16 protein-coding genes and 1 pseudogene are annotated in these 17,386 nt (G+C 61.3%); 10 read left to right on the top strand and 7 right to left on the bottom strand.

Annotation, left to right across the window (positions count from 1 at the left end):
- Positions 1-52: 52 nt before the first annotated feature.
- Positions 53-895, top strand: coding sequence for an N-formylglutamate amidohydrolase (locus tag DWA01_RS13285; RefSeq protein ID WP_200832578.1), 843 nt, complete (start codon positions 53-55; stop codon positions 893-895).
- Positions 896-1,169: 274 nt separating this feature from the next.
- Here DWA01_RS13285 and DWA01_RS13280 read toward each other — a convergent pair whose 3' ends face one another.
- On the bottom strand, positions 1,170-2,423 hold the full coding sequence (locus DWA01_RS13280; protein WP_114286302.1) for a DNA polymerase IV: 1,254 nt from the start codon (positions 2,421-2,423) through the stop codon (positions 1,170-1,172).
- Positions 2,424-2,534: 111 nt separating this feature from the next.
- On the opposite strand from DWA01_RS13280, the gene DWA01_RS13275 reads away from it, so the two are divergent.
- Positions 2,535-3,428 carry an SPFH domain-containing protein gene (locus DWA01_RS13275; RefSeq protein ID WP_114286301.1) on the top strand — a complete coding sequence of 298 codons (894 nt, stop codon included), beginning with the start codon at positions 2,535-2,537 and terminating at the stop codon, positions 3,426-3,428.
- Positions 3,425-3,709, top strand: coding sequence for a hypothetical protein (locus DWA01_RS13270; protein ID WP_419187008.1), 285 nt, complete (start codon positions 3,425-3,427; stop codon positions 3,707-3,709). The genes DWA01_RS13275 and DWA01_RS13270 overlap by 4 nt, the downstream gene beginning before the upstream one ends.
- A 107-nt stretch (positions 3,710-3,816) precedes the next feature.
- Here the strand turns inward: DWA01_RS13270 and DWA01_RS13265 are convergent, their stop codons facing one another.
- From DWA01_RS13265 to DWA01_RS13255, 3 genes are all read right to left on the bottom strand, one after another.
- Positions 3,817-4,656 (bottom strand): hypothetical protein, encoded by an 840-nt coding sequence (locus DWA01_RS13265; RefSeq protein ID WP_114286299.1) that lies wholly within the window; start codon positions 4,654-4,656, stop codon positions 3,817-3,819.
- Positions 4,657-4,731: 75 nt separating this feature from the next.
- A complete protein-coding gene (pyrF, locus tag DWA01_RS13260; RefSeq protein WP_114286298.1) occupies positions 4,732-5,427 on the bottom strand; it encodes an orotidine-5'-phosphate decarboxylase in 696 nt (231 codons plus the stop codon).
- Between the two features lie 61 nt (positions 5,428-5,488).
- The gene (locus DWA01_RS13255) at positions 5,489-6,211 is read right to left on the bottom strand and encodes a methyltransferase (protein WP_160116049.1); all 723 of its coding nucleotides are present in this window, start codon (positions 6,209-6,211) and stop codon (positions 5,489-5,491) included.
- Positions 6,212-6,410: 199 nt separating this feature from the next.
- On the opposite strand from DWA01_RS13255, the gene clpB reads away from it, so the two are divergent.
- Positions 6,411-9,026, top strand: coding sequence for an ATP-dependent chaperone ClpB (clpB, locus tag DWA01_RS13250; RefSeq protein WP_114286296.1), 2,616 nt, complete (start codon positions 6,411-6,413; stop codon positions 9,024-9,026).
- A gap of 334 nt (positions 9,027-9,360) precedes the next feature.
- Here the strand turns inward: clpB and DWA01_RS13245 are convergent, their stop codons facing one another.
- Positions 9,361-9,984 carry a GNAT family N-acetyltransferase gene (locus tag DWA01_RS13245; RefSeq protein ID WP_114286295.1) on the bottom strand — a complete coding sequence of 208 codons (624 nt, stop codon included), beginning with the start codon at positions 9,982-9,984 and terminating at the stop codon, positions 9,361-9,363.
- Between the two features lie 345 nt (positions 9,985-10,329).
- Between DWA01_RS13245 and DWA01_RS13240 the strand changes: the two genes are divergently transcribed.
- Positions 10,330-11,193 (top strand): SDR family NAD(P)-dependent oxidoreductase, encoded by an 864-nt coding sequence (locus DWA01_RS13240; protein WP_114286294.1) that lies wholly within the window; start codon positions 10,330-10,332, stop codon positions 11,191-11,193.
- Positions 11,194-11,363: 170 nt separating this feature from the next.
- Here DWA01_RS13240 and DWA01_RS13235 read toward each other — a convergent pair whose 3' ends face one another.
- Both DWA01_RS13235 and DWA01_RS13230 read right to left on the bottom strand, forming a co-directional pair.
- Positions 11,364-11,834, bottom strand: a complete 471-nt coding sequence (locus DWA01_RS13235) for an aminoacyl-tRNA deacylase (RefSeq protein WP_114286293.1) — start codon at positions 11,832-11,834, stop codon at positions 11,364-11,366.
- A gap of 253 nt (positions 11,835-12,087) precedes the next feature.
- On the bottom strand, positions 12,088-12,474 hold the full coding sequence (locus DWA01_RS13230; RefSeq protein ID WP_114286292.1) for a hypothetical protein: 387 nt from the start codon (positions 12,472-12,474) through the stop codon (positions 12,088-12,090).
- A gap of 118 nt (positions 12,475-12,592) precedes the next feature.
- Here DWA01_RS13230 and DWA01_RS13225 point away from each other — a divergent pair, with 118 nt between their 5' ends.
- The 5 genes and pseudogenes from DWA01_RS13225 (at position 12,593) to msrQ (ending at position 16,972) form a co-directional block, all read left to right on the top strand.
- The gene (locus tag DWA01_RS13225; RefSeq protein WP_160116048.1) at positions 12,593-13,153 is read left to right on the top strand and encodes a TetR/AcrR family transcriptional regulator; all 561 of its coding nucleotides are present in this window, start codon (positions 12,593-12,595) and stop codon (positions 13,151-13,153) included.
- Between the two features lie 312 nt (positions 13,154-13,465).
- A pseudogene (locus tag DWA01_RS13220) lies at positions 13,466-14,423 on the top strand (agmatinase).
- Positions 14,424-14,577: 154 nt separating this feature from the next.
- Positions 14,578-15,039, top strand: a complete 462-nt coding sequence (locus tag DWA01_RS13215; RefSeq protein ID WP_114286290.1) for an Mpo1 family 2-hydroxy fatty acid dioxygenase — start codon at positions 14,578-14,580, stop codon at positions 15,037-15,039.
- 237 nt (positions 15,040-15,276) lie between these two features.
- Entirely contained in the window at positions 15,277-16,185 is a 909-nt protein-coding gene (gene msrP, locus DWA01_RS13210; RefSeq protein WP_114286289.1) for a protein-methionine-sulfoxide reductase catalytic subunit MsrP, read from the top strand.
- Between the two features lie 181 nt (positions 16,186-16,366).
- Positions 16,367-16,972, top strand: coding sequence for a protein-methionine-sulfoxide reductase heme-binding subunit MsrQ (msrQ, locus tag DWA01_RS13205; RefSeq protein ID WP_114286390.1), 606 nt, complete (start codon positions 16,367-16,369; stop codon positions 16,970-16,972).
- Positions 16,973-17,386: the final 414 nt, after the last annotated feature.

Below are 17,386 nucleotides of genomic sequence, written 5' to 3'. Positions count from 1 at the left end.
TGATCAGGAAAAATTTGCCGCAAGATGATCGGGCAGAGGAGAAGGGATATTTATGAGCTCATTCCGTCTGATCCGGCCTGAAAAACAGGTCAGCGGCACCGTGTTTGCGGTGCCCCACAGCGGCCGCGCCTATCCGGCGGCATTTCTGGAGCAGTCGGTCTTGAGCCGGCAGGCGATTCGTTCGTCAGAAGATGCCTGGGTCGACCTGTTGTTTGAAGATGTGCCGCAGTTGGGGGCGCCGTTGCTGGTGGCAGAAGCGCCGCGTGCGTTTGTCGATCTGAACCGCAGCTGTGACGAGCTGGATCCGGCTTTGATTGCCGGGCTTGCACGGGTCGGGATAAATCCGCGGGTCAGCTCGGGTCTGGGGGTGATTCCCCGCGTTGTGGCTGGTGGGCGCGCGATTTACCGGGGCAAAATAACCGGCGCGGAGGCGGCGGAACGGCTGCAGCAGGTCTGGTACCCCTATCACGGCGCGCTGGATCAACTGCTGGCCGAGGCGGTGGCTTCTTTTGGCCAGTCGCTGCTGATTGATTGCCACTCGATGCCGCATGAAGCTGTGGCCCAGGTCGCCGGCGCACCGCAGATTGTGCTGGGGGACCGGTTTGGCGCCGCAACGGACAGCGATATCATGGACCAGGTGGAAGCGGCGTTTCAGCGCACCGGCTTGCGGGTGGCGCGCAATGCACCCTTTGCCGGTGTCTATATGGTGCGCCAGTATGGCCGCCCCTCGGTAGGGCGTCATGCGGTGCAGGTGGAAATTGACCGGGCGCTGTATATGGATGAGGCGGGGCTTACCCGCCACGGTGGTTTTGACGAATTAAAAGCAATGATGCGCGAGGTGGCCGCAGAGCTGGTGCAGATCGGGCGCAGTGACGTAAGGCTGGCGGCGCAGTAGCGGGCGAGACTGCCTGTGTCGATGCCAGTGCGTCGGCTGCGGATGGCGATGTGGCTGCCAACGCATGCTGTCAGAGGTTGCATCGGTGCGTGTGGCCAGTGAAGCCGCCGGTGGAAAATAACTGCAAATGTGGCCGGCGGTTGCTCTGACCTTCCAATCCGGATCGGCGCGGTGAACCTGTTCCGTGGCTTCGCCGGGTGAACCGGGTGCCGGGGTGGCGTGTTCTCAACCGGGTGCACTGCTTTGGACCCGTTGCTTTACGCCGGACTGGCCATCAGCGCAGGGAGCGGCCTTTTACAATCGCATCTTTGCCAAAGCGGGCGCGGATTTCATCGGTGGCGCGTTCGGCCTTTGCACGTTGGGAGGCTTTGGGATCGAGCAGGTCCTGGGTCAGGTCGGCCTGGCTGGAGGCGATGATATCGGACAATCCAACCCCGATCAGCCGGTAGGGGCCCTGATTGCCGACCTGGTCAAACAGGTCGCGGGCGGTGCGGTAGATGCGGTCGGCCATCTGGGTGGCGTCGGGCAGGGTCAGGCGGCGCGACAGGGAAGTATGGTCGTGGCGTTTGAGCTTGAGCGTGATGATGCGCCCGGCCCGGTCCCGCGCCTTGGCCCGGTCTGACACCTGTTCCGCCAGTCGCCAGATATGGCCGTCGAGAATTTCGGTGCTGCTGGTGTCCTCGGAAAACGTGGTCTCGTTGGAGATTGATTTCACCGGCGCATGGGCCGAGACCGGCCGGCGGTCTTCGCCGCGCGCCAGGTGCCAAAGCCTTTCGCCCATGGAACCAAAACGCTCGTGCAGATCGCGCCGGTCCCAGCGCAGCAGATCGGCAAATGTGCGGATGCCGGCGCGTTCCAGATTGGCGCGGCTGACAGCGCCCACACCCCAGATCAGGCTGACCGGGCGGTCGCGCAGAAAGTCATCGGTCTCCGCCTTGCCGATCACCGAAAACCCACGTGGTTTGTCCAGATCGGAGGCGACTTTGGCGAGGAATTTATTGTGCGACAACCCGATGGAGCCGGTAATGCCGATCTCGTCTTTCATCCGTTTCACCAGCCGGGCCAGCATCACTGCCGGCGGTGCGCCGTGTAATCTGGTGGTGCCGGTGAGATCCATGAAGGCTTCGTCCAGCGACAGCGGTTCAATCTTTGGGGTCAGCTCTTCCATCAGGGCGCGGATGGCGCGGGAGGCTTCGACATAGACTTCCATGCGCGGCTTCACGATCACCGCTTCGGGACAGAGTTTTAAGGCCTGGAACATTGGCATCGCCGAATGCACACCTTTGATGCGCGCAATGTAACAAGCAGTGGAGACCACGCCGCGCCGGCCGCCGCCGATGATCACCGGCTTGTCGCGGATTGCCGGGTTGTCGCGTTTTTCCACACTGGCATAAAAAGCGTCGCAGTCCATATGGGCGATGGACAGCTCAAACAGTTCCGGGTGCGATTTCACCCGGGGGCGCCCGCAGGAGGGGCAGCGGCGACCGCTCTCAAAGGGGGTCAGACAATCTCGGCACAGGCTGGGCATGGCGCCAGGATAGCGGTCGCAATTGCCGGCGACAATGCCTAGAGTTCAAATTGAGCCGCCGGAACAGGGGGTAAGAACTGGATTTTAATTATGGATAAGGTGAGGCCTGGAATGGATTTGGAAACGGTGCTGATTGATCTGTTGAGCGAGAACCTGATGCTGCTGTTGCTGGCGGGGTTCATTCTTTTATGCGTGATGCTTGGGGTGCGTATCGTACCGCAGTCGGAAAAATTTGTGGTTGAACGCTTTGGGCGGCTGCGCTCAGTGCTTGGGCCTGGCATTAACTTTATCGTGCCGTTTCTGGACCGGGTACGGCACAAGATTTCGGTGCTGGAGCGGCAGTTGCCCAACGCGAACCAGGATGCGATCACCGCGGACAATGTGCTGGTGGAAGTGGAGACTTCGGTGTTTTACCGCATATTAGAGCCTGAAAAGACCGTCTACCGGATCCGCGATGTGGATGCGGCGATTGCCACAACAGTGGCCGGTATCGTGCGTTCGGGCATCGGCTCGATGGAGCTGGATGAGGTGCAGTCCAACCGCCAGCAGTTGATTTCCCGCATCAAGGTGGAAGTTGAAGCGGCGGTGGATGACTGGGGCATTGAGGTGACGCGGGCGGAGATTCTCGATGTGAATCTCGACAATGCCACGCGCGAAGCGATGTTGCAGCAGCTGAATGCGGAACGGGCGCGCCGGGCGGCGGTCACCGAGGCCGAGGGCAGCAAACGCGCGGTCGAACTGAATGCGGATGCGGAACTTTATAAGGCGGAGCAGGCGGCCAAGGCGCGCCGGGTCTCGGCCGATGCGGAAGCTTACGCGACCGAGGTGGTGGCGCGCGCGATCAAGGAAAACGGCATTGAGGCGGCGCAGTATCAGGTGGCGCTGAAACAGGTCGAAGCCCTGGTGGCGGTCGGCGCCGGCGAAGGCAAGCAGACGGTGTTGTTGCCGGCGGCGGCGCTGGATGCATTTGGTGACGCGTTCAACATGCTGAAAGGTGGCAAATAATGTGGGATCTGTGGTGGGTCTGGGTCTCGGCGGCGCTGGTGCTGGCCATTCTTGAGATCATGGCACCTGCGTTCATTTTTCTCGGCTTTGCGCTGGGCGCGCTGGCGGTCGGCTTGTTGTTGCTGTTGCCACCGGCGGCGGCCTGGCTGGCGGGCGCGCTGCCACTGAAACTGGTGGTGTTTGCGCTGCTGTCGCTTTTGGCCTGGCTGATATTGCACAAGGTGTTTGGCCTGCGCAAAGGTCAGGTGAAGATCTGGCATCGTGACATCAACGATGACTGAGGCTCTTTGATCGCAAAGACCGGGCTTTGGCCCGTCACGATTGTATACAACAGGCCCTGCCAGAGATGGCGGGGCCTGTTCCTGTTCAGGCCAGTTTCAGGCCAGATTCAGGCGGGTGGCAGCAGCGCGTTGGCCCCGGCACTGTTTTGGCGCTTCGCAGGCGCTGCTCCGGGCTGTGCTGTCAGCGACCTGACCAGATGCACCAGCGGCAGCAACCCGTCGCCTTTCACCTGCCAGGAGATGGAAAAAGCGGTCAGGGCGAGCGCTTCGCTCCAGAATATCAGGCGCCAGCCGATGATCCACTCACTGGCGCTGGCACTGCTGTTGCGGGCGATGGAGAGCGCCAGAAACGCCAGCGTCATGCTGAGGATAATCCACCCGCAGACCGTGTAGATCCGGTTCTTGCTGCGGGTGAGGGCACAACGTGACGGATGCGGGCTGCCATGCGGGCTGCGCTGAAAATTGCTGAGGCAAAACACCGCGAGGCAGAAGAAAAACACCGCCGCAGGCACGCCGTGAAACAGAGAGATCAGGTCACGCGAATCCAACAGCAAATGCATAAGCGCGGTGGGAGAGGGGGACATGTCGGCGGGCGGGTTTGTCGGGGTCAGCACCACGCCCCAGACGGTGAGTGCCGCGAGAAGCGAAAGGTTCCGGTCGGTAAGCCAGGCTTCTTTGGGGTTGCGGCGTACCCGCTTCGGGTCCGGGAGGGCGCCCTGATAACAGGAGAGAAACAACGATATCGGACCGACAATCAGCGGCAGGATCACCCCGACGGGCCCGTAGTAGAACAGGCTGATGGAACCGGCAAACGGCACCTGGGGCAGGGCGGAGAGCAGCAGCAAAGACAGCGGAAGCAGCAAGGCGAGCCGGCCAGTTGCACGGCGCATACGCGTATAAACAAGCGTGGGGGATTCCAGGCTGGGGGTTTGTGAAAATATATTCATAAATGACATCCGGAAAAATATGCAGGGATAAAAAATCTACCCTGGCATATTTTGTCCCGAATGTCGTTTGTGACCTTAACCGGCGGCGAATTCGCGGAGCACGGCAAGTGCCGCGGCGCGCGGGTCTCCGGCCTGCCAGATGGGGCGGCCGACTACGATGTGGTCGGCGCCGTTGGCAATGGCCTGGGCCGGGGTGGCGATGCGTTTCTGATCGCCTGGAGCGGCACCCGCGGGGCGCACGCCGGGGGTAACGATGAGGCGGCCGGCCGCTTCGGGCAAAGCACGGATCAGCGCCGCTTCCTGCGGGGAGGCGATGATGCCGTCGGCGCCGGCGTCAAAGGCGCGCCCGGCGCGCTCCACCACCAGGTCAGGGATGTCGCCGGCTTTGATCTGCCCCGCATCCAGATCAGCGCGGTCCAGCGAGGTCAGGATGGTGACGGCGAGGATTTTGGTCTGGCTGTCAGCGGCGCCTTCTTTGGCGGCGCGCACCACATGGGGGTCGCCATGCACGGTGAGGAAATCGAGATTATACTGGGAGATGCCGCGCACCGCTTTTTCCACTGTGGCGCTGATATCAAACAGTTTCATGTCGAGGAAGATGCGTTTGCCAAACTCTTCTTTCAGCTCATTGGCCAGGGCCATACCGCCGCCGGTCAGCATGCCGAGACCGATTTTGTAAAAGGATACGCTGTCGCCCAGCTGTTCAGCCAGTTTCAGCCCGGCGAGGGCATTGGGGACATCAAGGGCGACGATCAGGCGGTCATCAGACATAGGGGCACTCCTGTTTTGCTGGCCTGTCATACGCGCAGCAGGGGCGTCCCGGCAAGCGGGCTTATTGCCTGGGGTAAATCCAGCCCATATCCGGGGATTCAGTGCAATACATATGGACCCAGATATAGCCGTGATGAAACAGCGCCAGCACCAGCGCGTTCCAGGAATGGGTCAGCAGGGCGATGGCCCAGAGGCCGAGGAAAGCGAGTGTGTACATCGCGTTGGGCACCCGGCGGAAGGCGCCGCGTCGCACCAGTGGCAGTTCCGCAATCTCGTCGCGGAAATGATCGCCGCCAAGCGCGCGGCGGATGGTGAAACGGGTGATGACGCTGTGCAGGGTCCAGAGCGCCGGCACCAGCAGCAGCAGGCCGAGCAGAAACTCCGCCGGTTCCCAGCGGCTGATCTGTGTCGGGTCAGTGAGCCCGCTGGCCAGCAGCGTCAACGGGCGCGCCGCCAGCAGCGGCAGGAACATCCAGCCCCAGACCAGCATGTCGCGGGCGCCAAACAGCCGGCTCATCACATTACGGTGCAATTGCAGCCGGAACACCAGCGCCACCAGCCCCTGGTGCAGCAGCGCCAGCGCGATCGAGAGCCGGGCCCAGCCGGTACTGTCGAGCCAGAGCAGGCTCTCATAGGTGGCGGTGTCCGTGGTTTCCGCGGTGGGCAGGGCCAGCAGACTGAGCGCACCGGTGCTCATCAGCACCGCCATGGCCAGGTGTTGCGGTTGACCCTGCAGCATATCGGTCCAGTGGCTGCGGGCCCTTATGTCAGCCAGCTTTGGCATGGGGGCTCCCCGGGACAGGTTTGATCGGTGTGAAACAATTATGCGCCGCCAGGGGATGTGCGGCAAGATGCTGTGAAGACGTAAACAATTTGATCTTGAACAGGGCCGGGGGCGCAACCACATGTTATGCAAGGTCCTGAACGTGGGCGTGCCGGTTGCGGGCGCTCTGAGACGGGACGCTTGTTAAAAGGAGAAGACGATGGACATGGAAAAGTTCACCGAGCGCTCGCGCGGGTTTCTGCAGGCGGCGCAAACCATTGCGGTGCGCGAAAATCACCAGCGCTTGTTGCCCGAACACCTGTTGAAAGCCCTGATGGATGACGGCCAGGGTCTGGCCAGTAATCTGATCAATGCGTCCGGCGGATCGAGCGCGCGCGTGGTTGAGGCGCTGGACGCGGTGCTGGCAAAAATGCCGAAAGTCACCGGCGACGGCAGCCAGACCTATATGGATCAGTCGACGACAAAAGTGCTGGATGAGGCGCTTAAACTGGCGAAAAAAGCCGGCGACAGTTTTGTGCCGGTCGAACGTATTCTGACCGCTCTGGCGGTGGTGCGCTCCAAAGCCAAAGAGGCGCTGGATGCCGGTGCGGTCACCGCGATGAAGCTGAACACCGCCATCAATGAGGTGCGCAAGGGGCGCACGGCGGACAGTGCCAGCGCCGAGGATGGCTTTGACGCGCTGAACAAATACGCGCGCGATCTGACCGAAGCGGCCCGGGCGGGTAAAATCGACCCTATCATTGGGCGCGACGAGGAAATCCGCCGTGCGATGCAGGTGCTGAGCCGGCGCACCAAGAACAACCCGGTGCTGATCGGGGAGCCTGGCGTGGGCAAAACCGCGATCGCCGAGGGTCTGGCGCTGCGCATCATCAGTGGTGACGTGCCGGAGTCCCTGCGCAACAAAAAGCTGATGGCGCTGGATATGGGCGCTTTGATCGCCGGGTCGAAATACCGCGGCGAATTTGAAGAGCGGCTGAAATCGGTGCTGAAGGAGATCGAAGCGGCGGCGGGGGAGATCATCCTCTTTATTGACGAGATGCACACCCTTGTCGGGGCCGGCAAGGCCGATGGTGCTATGGATGCGGCCAATCTGATCAAACCGGCGCTGGCGCGGGGCGAGTTGCATTGTGTCGGTGCCACCACGCTGGATGAATACCGCAAATATGTCGAAAAAGACGCCGCGTTGGCGCGGCGGTTCCAGCCGATCCAGGTGCAGGAGCCGACCGTCGAGGACACCGTGTCGATCCTGCGCGGCATCAAGGACAAATATGAGGTGCACCACGGGGTGCAGATCAGCGACAATGCTCTGGTGGCGGCGGCGACGCTGAGCCATCGCTACATCACCGACCGGTTCCTGCCCGACAAAGCGATCGATCTGATTGACGAGGCCGGGGCCCGGCTGCGTATGGAAGTGGACAGCAAACCCGAAGAGCTCGACGCGCTGGACCGTGAGATTCTGCAAAAACAGATCGAAGCGGAAGCGCTGCGCCGGGAAGAGGACAAGGCGTCAAAAGACCGGCTGGGCAAGCTGGAAGAAGAGCTGGGCAACCTGAGCCAGCGCTCGGCCGAAATGACGGCGCAGTGGCAGGCGGAGCGCGACAAGCTTGAGGGTGCACGCGATCTGAAGGAATATCTGGAACAGGCGCGGGCCGATCTTGAGATCGCCAAACGGGAGGGCAACCTGGCCCGGGCCGGCGAGCTGTCTTACGGCGTCATTCCGGAGCTGGAAAAGAAGATCTCTGAGGCCGGCGGCGCGGATGATATGCGTCTGGTTGGCGACAAGGTGCATGCCGAGCAGATCGCCCAGGTGGTGGAGCGCTGGACCGGCATTCCCACCGGCAAAATGCTGGAGGGCGACCGCGAGAAACTGCTGCGCATGGAAGAGGCGCTGGGCCAGCGGGTGATTGGTCAGGCCCCGGCGGTGCGGGCACTTTCCAATGCGGTGCGCCGGGCACGCGCGGGGCTGAATGATGAGAACCGGCCTTTGGGTTCGTTTCTGTTTCTGGGGCCGACCGGCGTGGGTAAGACTGAGCTGACCAAAGCGGTGGCGGAGTTCCTGTTTGATGACGACAGCGCCATGGTGCGGATCGACATGTCCGAATTCATGGAAAAACACGCGGTGGCGCGGCTGATCGGGGCGCCTCCAGGCTATGTTGGTTATGATGAGGGCGGGGTGCTGACTGAGGCGGTGCGCCGCCGCCCCTATCAGGTGGTGCTGTTTGACGAGGTCGAAAAGGCGCATCCGGACGTGTTCAACGTGCTGTTGCAGGTGCTGGATGACGGCGTGCTGACCGATGGCCAGGGAAGGCGTGTCGATTTCAAACAGACGCTGATCATCCTGACCTCAAATCTGGGTGCTCAGGCTTTAAGTCAGTTGCCGGAGGGGGCCAGTGCCTCGGACGCGCGGCGTGATGTGATGGATGCGGTGCGGGCCCATTTCCGCCCCGAGTTCCTTAACCGGCTGGACGAGACCATCATCTTTGACCGGCTCAGCCGCGACGATATGGATGGCATCGTTGAGATCCAGCTTGGGCTGCTCGACACCCGTCTGGCGCGGCGCGGTCTTTCGCTTGATCTGGATGCGGGCGCGCGCAAATGGCTGGCGGATGAGGGCTATGACCCGGTGTTTGGCGCCCGGCCGCTGAAACGGGTGATCCAGCGGGCGCTGCAGAATCCGCTGGCGGAGCTGTTGCTGGCGGGAGATGTGATCGACGGCGATGTGCTCGAGGTCAGGGCCGGCAGCGACGGGCTGATCCTGGGCGACCGGGTCGGTGCCAGCCACCGCGCCAAACCCGACGATGCGATCGTGCATTAAGCACCGCAGTTAAGTGAGACAAAGCCGCCCCGGAGGAAACCCCGGGGCGGCTTTTTGTGGTGGGGGTGAGGCTGGGGGCTGTTCCGGCGCCCGCGGTGGATCCGCCATGGGAGGCTTTCTTATGGGCACAGGCAAACACCCGGCCATCGGCGCGACCTGGCGGTCCTCCCCGGTCGAGATCCCGGACGGATTGCGCTGGGCCGTTTGCACAGGCCAGTTGGCACCGGGCAGAGTGACCGGGTAGTTGGCGCTGGCTGGCTGGTGAGGTTGCGTCAGAAACCCAGCATCGGCTGGCGGGTCCGCGAAGTGCTTGCGGCCAGAACAGCCGGTCAGCTCAGAGCTTTGAGCGCCCCAGCCAGACGGTTCGCGACCCTGGCGCGCCAGCGTTCTCGACAAGGTTTCTGAAGCCTTGCCGCTGCCAAAACCTGACCGCTTTCTGGTTCTGAACATTCGCGCCGACATGCACCGCGGAGATACCCAGCCCGATGGCTCTTTCCATCCAATATTGCAACAATCTATGCCCGATGTCCTGGCCCTGTATTTCGGGAAGAAGGTTCATATGGAGATGGGCAGGAAAGCTTTTGCAGACATGTTCGGGTGCGATCTCCGGCTCATGTATCATCTGACACCTGCGCTCATCAGCAGTCCATTCTGAACGCTTTATTGCGAGAGGCTTCTGTAGTTTCCAACGAAGACCTGGCCACCAGGCTGCCTCCAGGCGCCGCTCAAAATCCCTGGTGTTTGCAGCCCCGATACAAAACCCCAGAACCTGGCCGTGGCGCTCAACGACCATCGCCAGATCAGGCGAGAATTTGAGGTAAGGGGCTGAATAGATATGCCCCATCAATTTGGGGTCTGCATACAGATGGCGCGCGTCGGCACCCAGGTGACCGGTCCGGAGAGAAATTCGATACAAGGCATTCAGGTCATCCGGCGTTGCGCGTCGGAAATTATGCATGGTGCTTTGCTCCGCCAGGGTGGACAGAGCAATGTTATCAGCAATTTAGACCTTAGGAAACGGCGGATCCTTTGGGCTTTGATCTGACCTCCGTCCAGCTTTTCCGGGCTGTGCCCGAATGAGCCTGCACTGATTCCCCGGATTATTTCCGAGCCGTCTCTTACTCCCCCGGGACGGCGCGTTTCACCTCCCCAAACTCAGGCAGCGCCCATTTTGGGGAGGGTTTGACCAGGTGCAGGCCTGATGCCAGCACGCCGGCATGCCTGCGAAGGTTGCTCTGAGGGGGTCACAGGCACTGGAAGCCGTTGGCAACGGGCTTGATACCCGGCGCGAAAGATGTAGCGATTGTTGCTGAATGACAAATTACAGGTGAATCCGGACATGACCTCACTCAACGGAAAAGTCGCCATTGTGACTGGCGCATCGGCACCGCAGGGAATTGGTCGGGCAATCGCGCTCCGGCTTGCCGGAGAAGGCGCTGCTGTCGTCGTTGCTGACATTGAAGGAAGCATAGAAACAGATGGTAAGAGCCGCTTAAAGGCTGACCTGCTGGCGCAACTCGTTTCAGAAATCCAAGCGTCAGGGGGCAGGGCCCGCGCCGCTAAGATGGACGTGACCTCCGTTGAGGATATTGAGATCTGCGTTGCAAACGCGGTCGCAGAGTTCGGACGTCTCGACATCCTGGTCAACAACGCCGGCTCTCTGGCGGGCTCGGATAACTTCTTGTCAACGACGCCGGGGCAGTGGGAGTTGAGCTTTCACGTCAACATATTGGGGCCCATGATGTTGTCGCAAGCCGTCATTCCCGAGATGCGTAAGGTTGGGGGCGGACGCATCATCAACATCGGCTCTACGGGTAGTCTGGGTGCCGAAGCAGGTTTTGGCGCTTATACGACAATGAAACATGGGTTGGTCGGGCTGACCAAAACGCTTGCCGCCGAATTCGGCAGTGACGGCATTCTGTGTAACACGGTTTGCCCCGGCTATATTGCCACTGACATGCATAATGCAGCCAACGTTCGTCTGGCCGGAGAAAACGGTATTTCAGTCGAAGACATGAAGCGGCGGCGTTATGCCAGTGTCACCGTCAAAGCTGCAGGGCTGCCAGAAGATGTGGCCAATGCAGTTGCTTACCTGGCAGGACCTCAATCTAATTACGTGACCGGTATCAATCTGCCCGTTGCCGGAGGTGTGCCCTTCGGTATTTGAGGCTGTCGGCCCTCGTCAGTTTTGCACTGATCTGGCTTGCGCCAGGATTTTCCAGGTGGCGCATGCCAGCGGGCTCCGCCCTGTTCAGGGGAGGGTTTGACTGGCTGCGAGTGGATTTCTGTGGCCCTTCACGAGCACGCTCAGAACGTGGCGTTTTCAGAGCGTGTTGCTTAGTGCAGGCAGCAGAAGGAGCCGTGTTCGGCGCCTTGCATCAGCGTATCAAAATCCTTGCCGCGCATCTCGACCAGGGTTTTGTGGTCGCCGGCTTCAAACCAGATCTTGTCCAGCCCGGTGAGGCTGTTGTCCAGCACTGTGCGCACGTCATAGGCCTGGCCCACGGCGGGCGCGGCGCCAAGGTCGCAATCGTCAAACAGCTCGCGCATTTCTGATTCCGCAGCAAGGCCGAGGCGGCGGTGCATCATTGCCTGCAAGGCGCTGAGATCCACCTGGTGATTGCTGGGCAGAACGGCGAGCATCGGGCCTTCTTCCATATGGATGAGCACGGATTTGGCGAGGTGGTCCCCGGGCACATGCGCGGCTTCGGCGCATTCGGTCGCGGTGGCAGCATAGGGGTGCGGCACGGTGTCAAAGGGAAGCCCCCGGGCGTTCAGGTGCTGTTCAAGGCGGGCGGCAATGGTCATGGTGTCCTCCGTTTCATCGAAGGCGTCCCGGTGGCAGATCCTGTCACACTGCGCGTCCTGGGCGCCATGTCATGAGTGTGGCCTCATTGTGCGCCTGCCTGGTGAGTCGGGCAAGGGCTGCTGGCCTGGCTGCCACCGGTGGGTTGGCTGGCAAGGGCAGGCCGGGGCGCTGGTGTGGCCGCCCCGGGGTTGCCGGAGCGTCGCTGCGGCGGGGTTGCGGCGGGGTTTGGATCAGACCGGGGCTGCGCCAGGGTCAGCTTGCCTGTGCTGCCGGCGGAGGGCTGTCCGGCGTCTCATGTTTCGCCAGATACCAGGACAGCAGCGCGAGGGCGGCAAAGCCGCTTTGAAACAGGATGCCGGCGAGTTGCTGCTCAGGTGGGATGCCCATGCCCATGGTGGCGATGAGAATGGCTTCGGGCACATGCCAGACCAGCAGCAGCAGGGTCAGGGTGCGGCGCTGGCGCAGCGGGAAGCTGAGCGCAGCAAAAATCACTGCACTGTGGAACAGGTAGCCCATCGTCCCCATCATCGCGAGCGTGCTGAGCTGGCTTGTTGTGTCGCTGAGGGCGATCATTGCCGCCCAACCGCCAGAGATCAGCCCCAGGACGCCGAGCAGCAGCAATATCAGTTTCGAGATCATGGTTTTCACCTTTCAATTGTGTCGGATCACGGTGCCGGGCGACTCACTTGTCGCCGCGACAGTTTGTGTCGTTTTGTCGTGTATTGACAATCTGTCACAATTTGTCAATCTGTCGGGCATGAAAATTCCAAATGAAAAAATCGTTCAGGCGGCGCTGCAGGTGTTCATGCGCTATGGCATCCGGCGCACGACGATGAATGACATCGCCCGCGAAGCAGGTCTGGTGCGTCAGACGCTTTACACGGTCTATTCCGGCAAGGATGAGGTGCTCTGTGCCACGATCCGTTATTTTTCCGATCAGATGCAGCAGGAGGTTGCGGCGCAGTGGCAGCAGGCGGAGAACCTCGGCGAAAAACTGGATATCTATTTTGAACAGTCGATTGTGGCCTCATTCAGGATGATCCGGGCGTCTCCGGAGGCGGTGGATATGATCAATGGCTACAGTGCTGCCGGTAAGGCTGAGATCCGGCGCGGTCAGGCGCGCAAGACGGACGCACTCGCCGGCATATTGCAGCCCTTTGAGGCGGCGATCCTTGCCGCCGGGCTGAGCGTCAGCCAGTTTGCCGCTTTTATTCAAAGCGCGGCGCTTGGCCTGCGCAATTCAGCAGAGGATGAGGCGGAACTGGCGGAATTGCTGGCGGCGCTCCGGGCAAGTGTCTTGTCGTTGACTGGCGGTTGAGGGGGCAGCCTGGCTTGGCCTGACCTGGCTTCAGATTAGCGCGCCAGGCCGGACATTTGCCCGGAGCGGCGGATTCTGCCTCTGTTTCTGCCTCTTAAAGTGAAACCTGCTTCGCCCGGCTCGGGGCGGGCTGTCCCAGGCGGGCATAAGTGGGTTGCGCGGCATGTGGGGGCGCTCGCGAGGCGCTGTAGCCTGTCTCTGTCCTCGGTGCAGAGCAGCGGTGTCCTGTGGCGGTGTCGGACGCGCCAGGGCTGGACAATCCCGGCGCGCCTGCCCAGGCTGGCGGGACTGCAACTCACAGGGGATACCGCCATGAGCGACGCTTTTTTCACACCTGTATCGGGCATGGAACTGCCCCGGTATGCCGGGGTGCCGACCTTTATGCGTCTGCCCCATGTCAGCCTTGAGGATACGCGCATATCGGAGGTCGAGATTGGCCTGATCGGCGCCCTGGGACGGTGGCACCACCAACCGGCCGGGGCCGCGGCACGGGCCGCGTCAGCTGCGGGACCTGTCGACCATGATCCGGGCGCAGAACGGTGCCACCGGTATCCGCCCTTTTGAGGCCGCCCGCTGCGCCGATCTGGGCGACGTGAGCCCGAACCCGGCCGATCTGATGGACAGTCTGAACCGGTTCACCGAATTTTACAGCCGGGTGAAACAACTGGGCATCCGGCCACTGACCGCCGGCGGTGATCATCTCTGTTCGCTGCCGATTCTGCGCGGGCTGGCGTCTGATGCGCCGGTTGGCATGGTGCATTTTGACAGTCACACCGATCTGTTTAAGGGCTATTTCGGCGGCACAAAATACACCCATGGCACCCCGTTCCGCCGGGCGGTGGAAGAGGGGCTGCTGGATCCGAAACGGGTGGTGCAGATTGGCATCCGCGGCACCGCCTATGATTCCGAGGACCGGGATTTTGCCGATGCGGTCGGCATCCGCGTCATCGCGATTGAGGAGTTTTTCCAACGCGGCATCTCTGACGTCATGGCCGAGGCGCGCGAGATCGTTGGCGATGGCGCCACCTATGTCTCCTATGACATCGATTTTGTCGATCCGGCTTATGCGCCGGGCACCGGCACACCTGAGGTCGGCGGACCGAATGCGTTTCAGGCGCTGCAGGTGGTGCGGGAACTGGCGGGGCTGAATATCATCGGTGCGGACCTGGTTGAAGTATCGCCGCCGTTTGATCAGGCGGGGGCGACCGCCTGGCTGGGGGTCTCGCTGATGTTTGAACTGCTTTGTGTCATGGTGCCGTCAGAGACATAGCGGGCCAGAACGGGGACCAATTCCAAAAATGGGTCGGTAAAACCCTGCAATGACGCTAAGTTAGCCACAGCCCGCCCCTGCCGGGGGTGGGTTTTTCTTTGTAATGCGCGAAGTTTCGCCTAGCATGTCGCAAATCGCTGGGGAGAACGGGAAAATGCGCCGGATTGATGCGTTGCTGGACGAGTATGGCGCGAGCCATCAGAACAAGACCAATAAGACGGTGCACTGGGTCTGTGTGCCTTTGATCGTCTGGAGCCTGACGGCGCTTCTCTGGTCGGTGCCGGTGCCGGGGCTGTTGGCCGCTGCCGGTCTGAACTGGATGCTGGCGATCTTTGCCCTGTCGCTGATCTATTACCTGTTCTTGTCGGTGCCGCTGGCGATCGGGTTTCTGGTGTTTGGCATGTTGTGTATCGCCGCCAATCTGCGGCTGGATATGCTGGAGACACCTTTGTGGCAGCTGGCGCTGGTGGTGTTTGCACTGGCCTGGATTGGTCAGTTCTGGGGCCATATGATCGAAGGCAAAAAACCGTCCTTCTTTAAGGACGTGCAGTTTTTGCTGATTGGCCCGGCCTGGCTGCTGAGCTTCCTTTATACAAGGCTTGGCGTCCGCTTCTGATGTCTGCCGGACAGTTTGGCGCTTTGGGGTGGATAAGGCCGGTACAGAAATGCGCCGGCTTTTTGCTATGGGTGCTGGCGGAGCATTACTTGTACCCAGACTTTCCGGCGCAGACCTTCCAGTGGGGCAAACATTTCAAAAACCCAACGAAACGTGAGTTTGCTTGATTTTGCTGTAAGATGGCTTTGGGTTATGCCTTTGGCCAAGCACTGTGACTATGAACCCTGGAGATCTGTTATGCGCTGGACGCCCGACCTGAAATATTCGGATATCACCCCGCAAGCCACCTTTCTGAACCGCCGCCAGATCATGGCCGGTGGCCTGGCCGGTGCCGCTGCGATGATGGCCGGTCCGGCGCTGGCGCTGGGGCAGTATGACGTCTCTGACAAGCCCAACAGCTGGGAAGATATCACCACCTATAACAACTATTACGAGTTTGGCACCGGCAAGGGTGATCCGGCGAAATATGCCAAGGCGCTGACCACCGATCCCTGGTCAGTCAAAATCGAAGGCATGGTGGACAAACCAGGTAATTACGATCTTGCCGATATCCTGCAGGGTGCGCCCATTGAGGAACGTATCTACCGGCTGCGCTGTGTCGAGGCCTGGTCGATGGTGGTGCCCTGGAACGGCTTTCAGTTGTCGCATCTGTTAGACCGTGTCGGCGTGCAGCCCGGTGCGAAATACGTGTCTTTTGAAACACTGGTGCGGCCGGATGAGATGCGCGGTCAGCGCAAGCGCACGCTGCAATGGCCCTATCGTGAAGGGCTGCGGCTGGATGAGGCGATGAATCCGCTGACGCTGCTGGCGACCGGGATCTATGGCAAGGACATGCCCAATCAGAACGGCGCGCCGCTGCGCCTTGTGGTGCCGTGGAAATACGGCTTTAAATCGATCAAATCGATTGTCAGCATCAAGCTGACCGACAAACAGCCCGAAACCAGCTGGAACATCGCCAACCCGGGCGAATACGGGTTTTACTCCAATGTGAATCCGGACGTGTCGCATCCGCGCTGGAGCCAGTCCAGCGAGCGGCGCATTGGGGGCGGGTTGTTCGCCAAACGGGTGCCGACGCAAATGTTCAACGGCTATGGCGAACACGTTGCGGCGATGTATCAGGATATGGACCTGAGCCGTAAGTTTTAAACCGGACCCGGGGATCGTGGTGCGGGGCGGCCGGCAATGTGGCCGCTCAGGCGCACTGGTCTCTCAGGTGTACTGGTCGTTTTGGCAAGCGGCGCCATCTGAGCGCATTCCGGGCGTACTATAATATACCGTGGCAGGCGAAGCCGGGGTGGCCGGACATAAATCTGTGAAAGTGAGTGACATGAGTATCGCGCAAACCATCAACGGGCTGACCCGCAAAATCCCGGCCTGGCCGTTCTATATCCTGGCGCCAATGTGGCCGGCCTGGATGTTATGGCAGGGGCTGAATGGCGGGCTTGGTGTCGATCCGGTGAAAGTGCTGGAACAGGAGATGGGCTCACTGGCGCTGAAAGTGCTGGTCTTTGGCCTGCTGATCACGCCGCTGCGCAATGCCACCGGCATCAGCCTGATCAAATTCCGCCGCGCCACCGGGCTGATTGGCTTCTTCTTTGTGTTTCTGCATCTCACGGTCTGGCTGGTGCTGGATGTGCAGATCATGTCTGAGGTGCTCACTGATATCGTCAAGCGCCCCTTTGTCACCATTGGCATGGCGGCCTTTGTGATGATGATCCCGCTGGCGCTGACCTCAAACAATGCCTCGGTGCGCCGGTTGGGGCCAATGTGGCGCACTTTGCAGAAGCTGACCTATCCGGCACTGGTGCTGGGCGGGCTGCATTATGTGATCCTGGTCAAGGGCTGGCAGCTGGAGCCGCTGGTCTGGATGGCAATCGTGCTGGCGCTGCTGGCGCTGCGGCTGCCGCGCCTGCGCCGGCTGCGACTGGTCTGACACTGCCGCTGGCCTGACGGTGCTGCTGGCCTGACGCTTCCTGCGAGCCGGACCGCCACCGCAGCCTCCAAAAAATGCAACACGCCCTGCTCCGGACCCCGGAGTGGGGCGTTTTTGTACGGACCAGGTGTCAGGCGGCCCCGGTGTTCCGGGCAGAGCCATGAAGCTCGTCCGCGCACCGCTGGATGGGGCCACCAACCAGGGTCGGCAATGCGGCGCCAGGAATTCGGGGCAGCAACAGGCGGGCGGCAACAGGCGGGCGGCGTCGGGGCAGCGGGAAGCGCTGTCTGAGCGGCGGGGCCGGGAAGGGGTGTCGGGCAGTCGGGTATTGTTGCGGGAGCAACAGGGTAGAACGGCAAGGGGTGGGGCGTGCGGAGGGCGGCCCCCGGGTCCTGGCCCCTTTTTGCCCTGTTC

The sequence above is a fragment of the Candidatus Halocynthiibacter alkanivorans genome (assembly GCF_003333265.1).
Taxonomy (GTDB): domain Bacteria; phylum Pseudomonadota; class Alphaproteobacteria; order Rhodobacterales; family Rhodobacteraceae; genus Halocyntiibacter_A; species Halocyntiibacter_A alkanivorans.
Note: the sequence above shows the minus strand (reverse complement) of the source record. Positions and strands in the feature narration are given on the sequence as shown.

Coding starts and splice junctions, on each gene's coding strand:
- DWA01_RS13285 (WP_200832578.1), top strand. CDS start 53: ATGAGCTCATTCCGTCTGATCCGGCCTGAAAAACAGGTCAGCGGCACC.
- DWA01_RS13280 (WP_114286302.1), bottom strand. CDS start 2,423: ATGCCCAGCCTGTGCCGAGATTGTCTGACCCCCTTTGAGAGCGGTCGC.
- DWA01_RS13275 (WP_114286301.1), top strand. CDS start 2,535: ATGGATTTGGAAACGGTGCTGATTGATCTGTTGAGCGAGAACCTGATG.
- DWA01_RS13265 (WP_114286299.1), bottom strand. CDS start 4,656: ATGAATATATTTTCACAAACCCCCAGCCTGGAATCCCCCACGCTTGTT.
- pyrF (WP_114286298.1), bottom strand. CDS start 5,427: ATGTCTGATGACCGCCTGATCGTCGCCCTTGATGTCCCCAATGCCCTC.
- DWA01_RS13255 (WP_160116049.1), bottom strand. CDS start 6,211: ATGCCAAAGCTGGCTGACATAAGGGCCCGCAGCCACTGGACCGATATG.
- clpB (WP_114286296.1), top strand. CDS start 6,411: ATGGACATGGAAAAGTTCACCGAGCGCTCGCGCGGGTTTCTGCAGGCG.
- DWA01_RS13245 (WP_114286295.1), bottom strand. CDS start 9,984: ATGCATAATTTCCGACGCGCAACGCCGGATGACCTGAATGCCTTGTAT.
- DWA01_RS13235 (WP_114286293.1), bottom strand. CDS start 11,834: ATGACCATTGCCGCCCGCCTTGAACAGCACCTGAACGCCCGGGGGCTT.
- DWA01_RS13230 (WP_114286292.1), bottom strand. CDS start 12,474: ATGATCTCGAAACTGATATTGCTGCTGCTCGGCGTCCTGGGGCTGATC.
- DWA01_RS13225 (WP_160116048.1), top strand. CDS start 12,593: ATGAAAATTCCAAATGAAAAAATCGTTCAGGCGGCGCTGCAGGTGTTC.
- DWA01_RS13215 (WP_114286290.1), top strand. CDS start 14,578: ATGCGCCGGATTGATGCGTTGCTGGACGAGTATGGCGCGAGCCATCAG.
- msrP (WP_114286289.1), top strand. CDS start 15,277: ATGCGCTGGACGCCCGACCTGAAATATTCGGATATCACCCCGCAAGCC.
- msrQ (WP_114286390.1), top strand. CDS start 16,367: ATGAGTATCGCGCAAACCATCAACGGGCTGACCCGCAAAATCCCGGCC.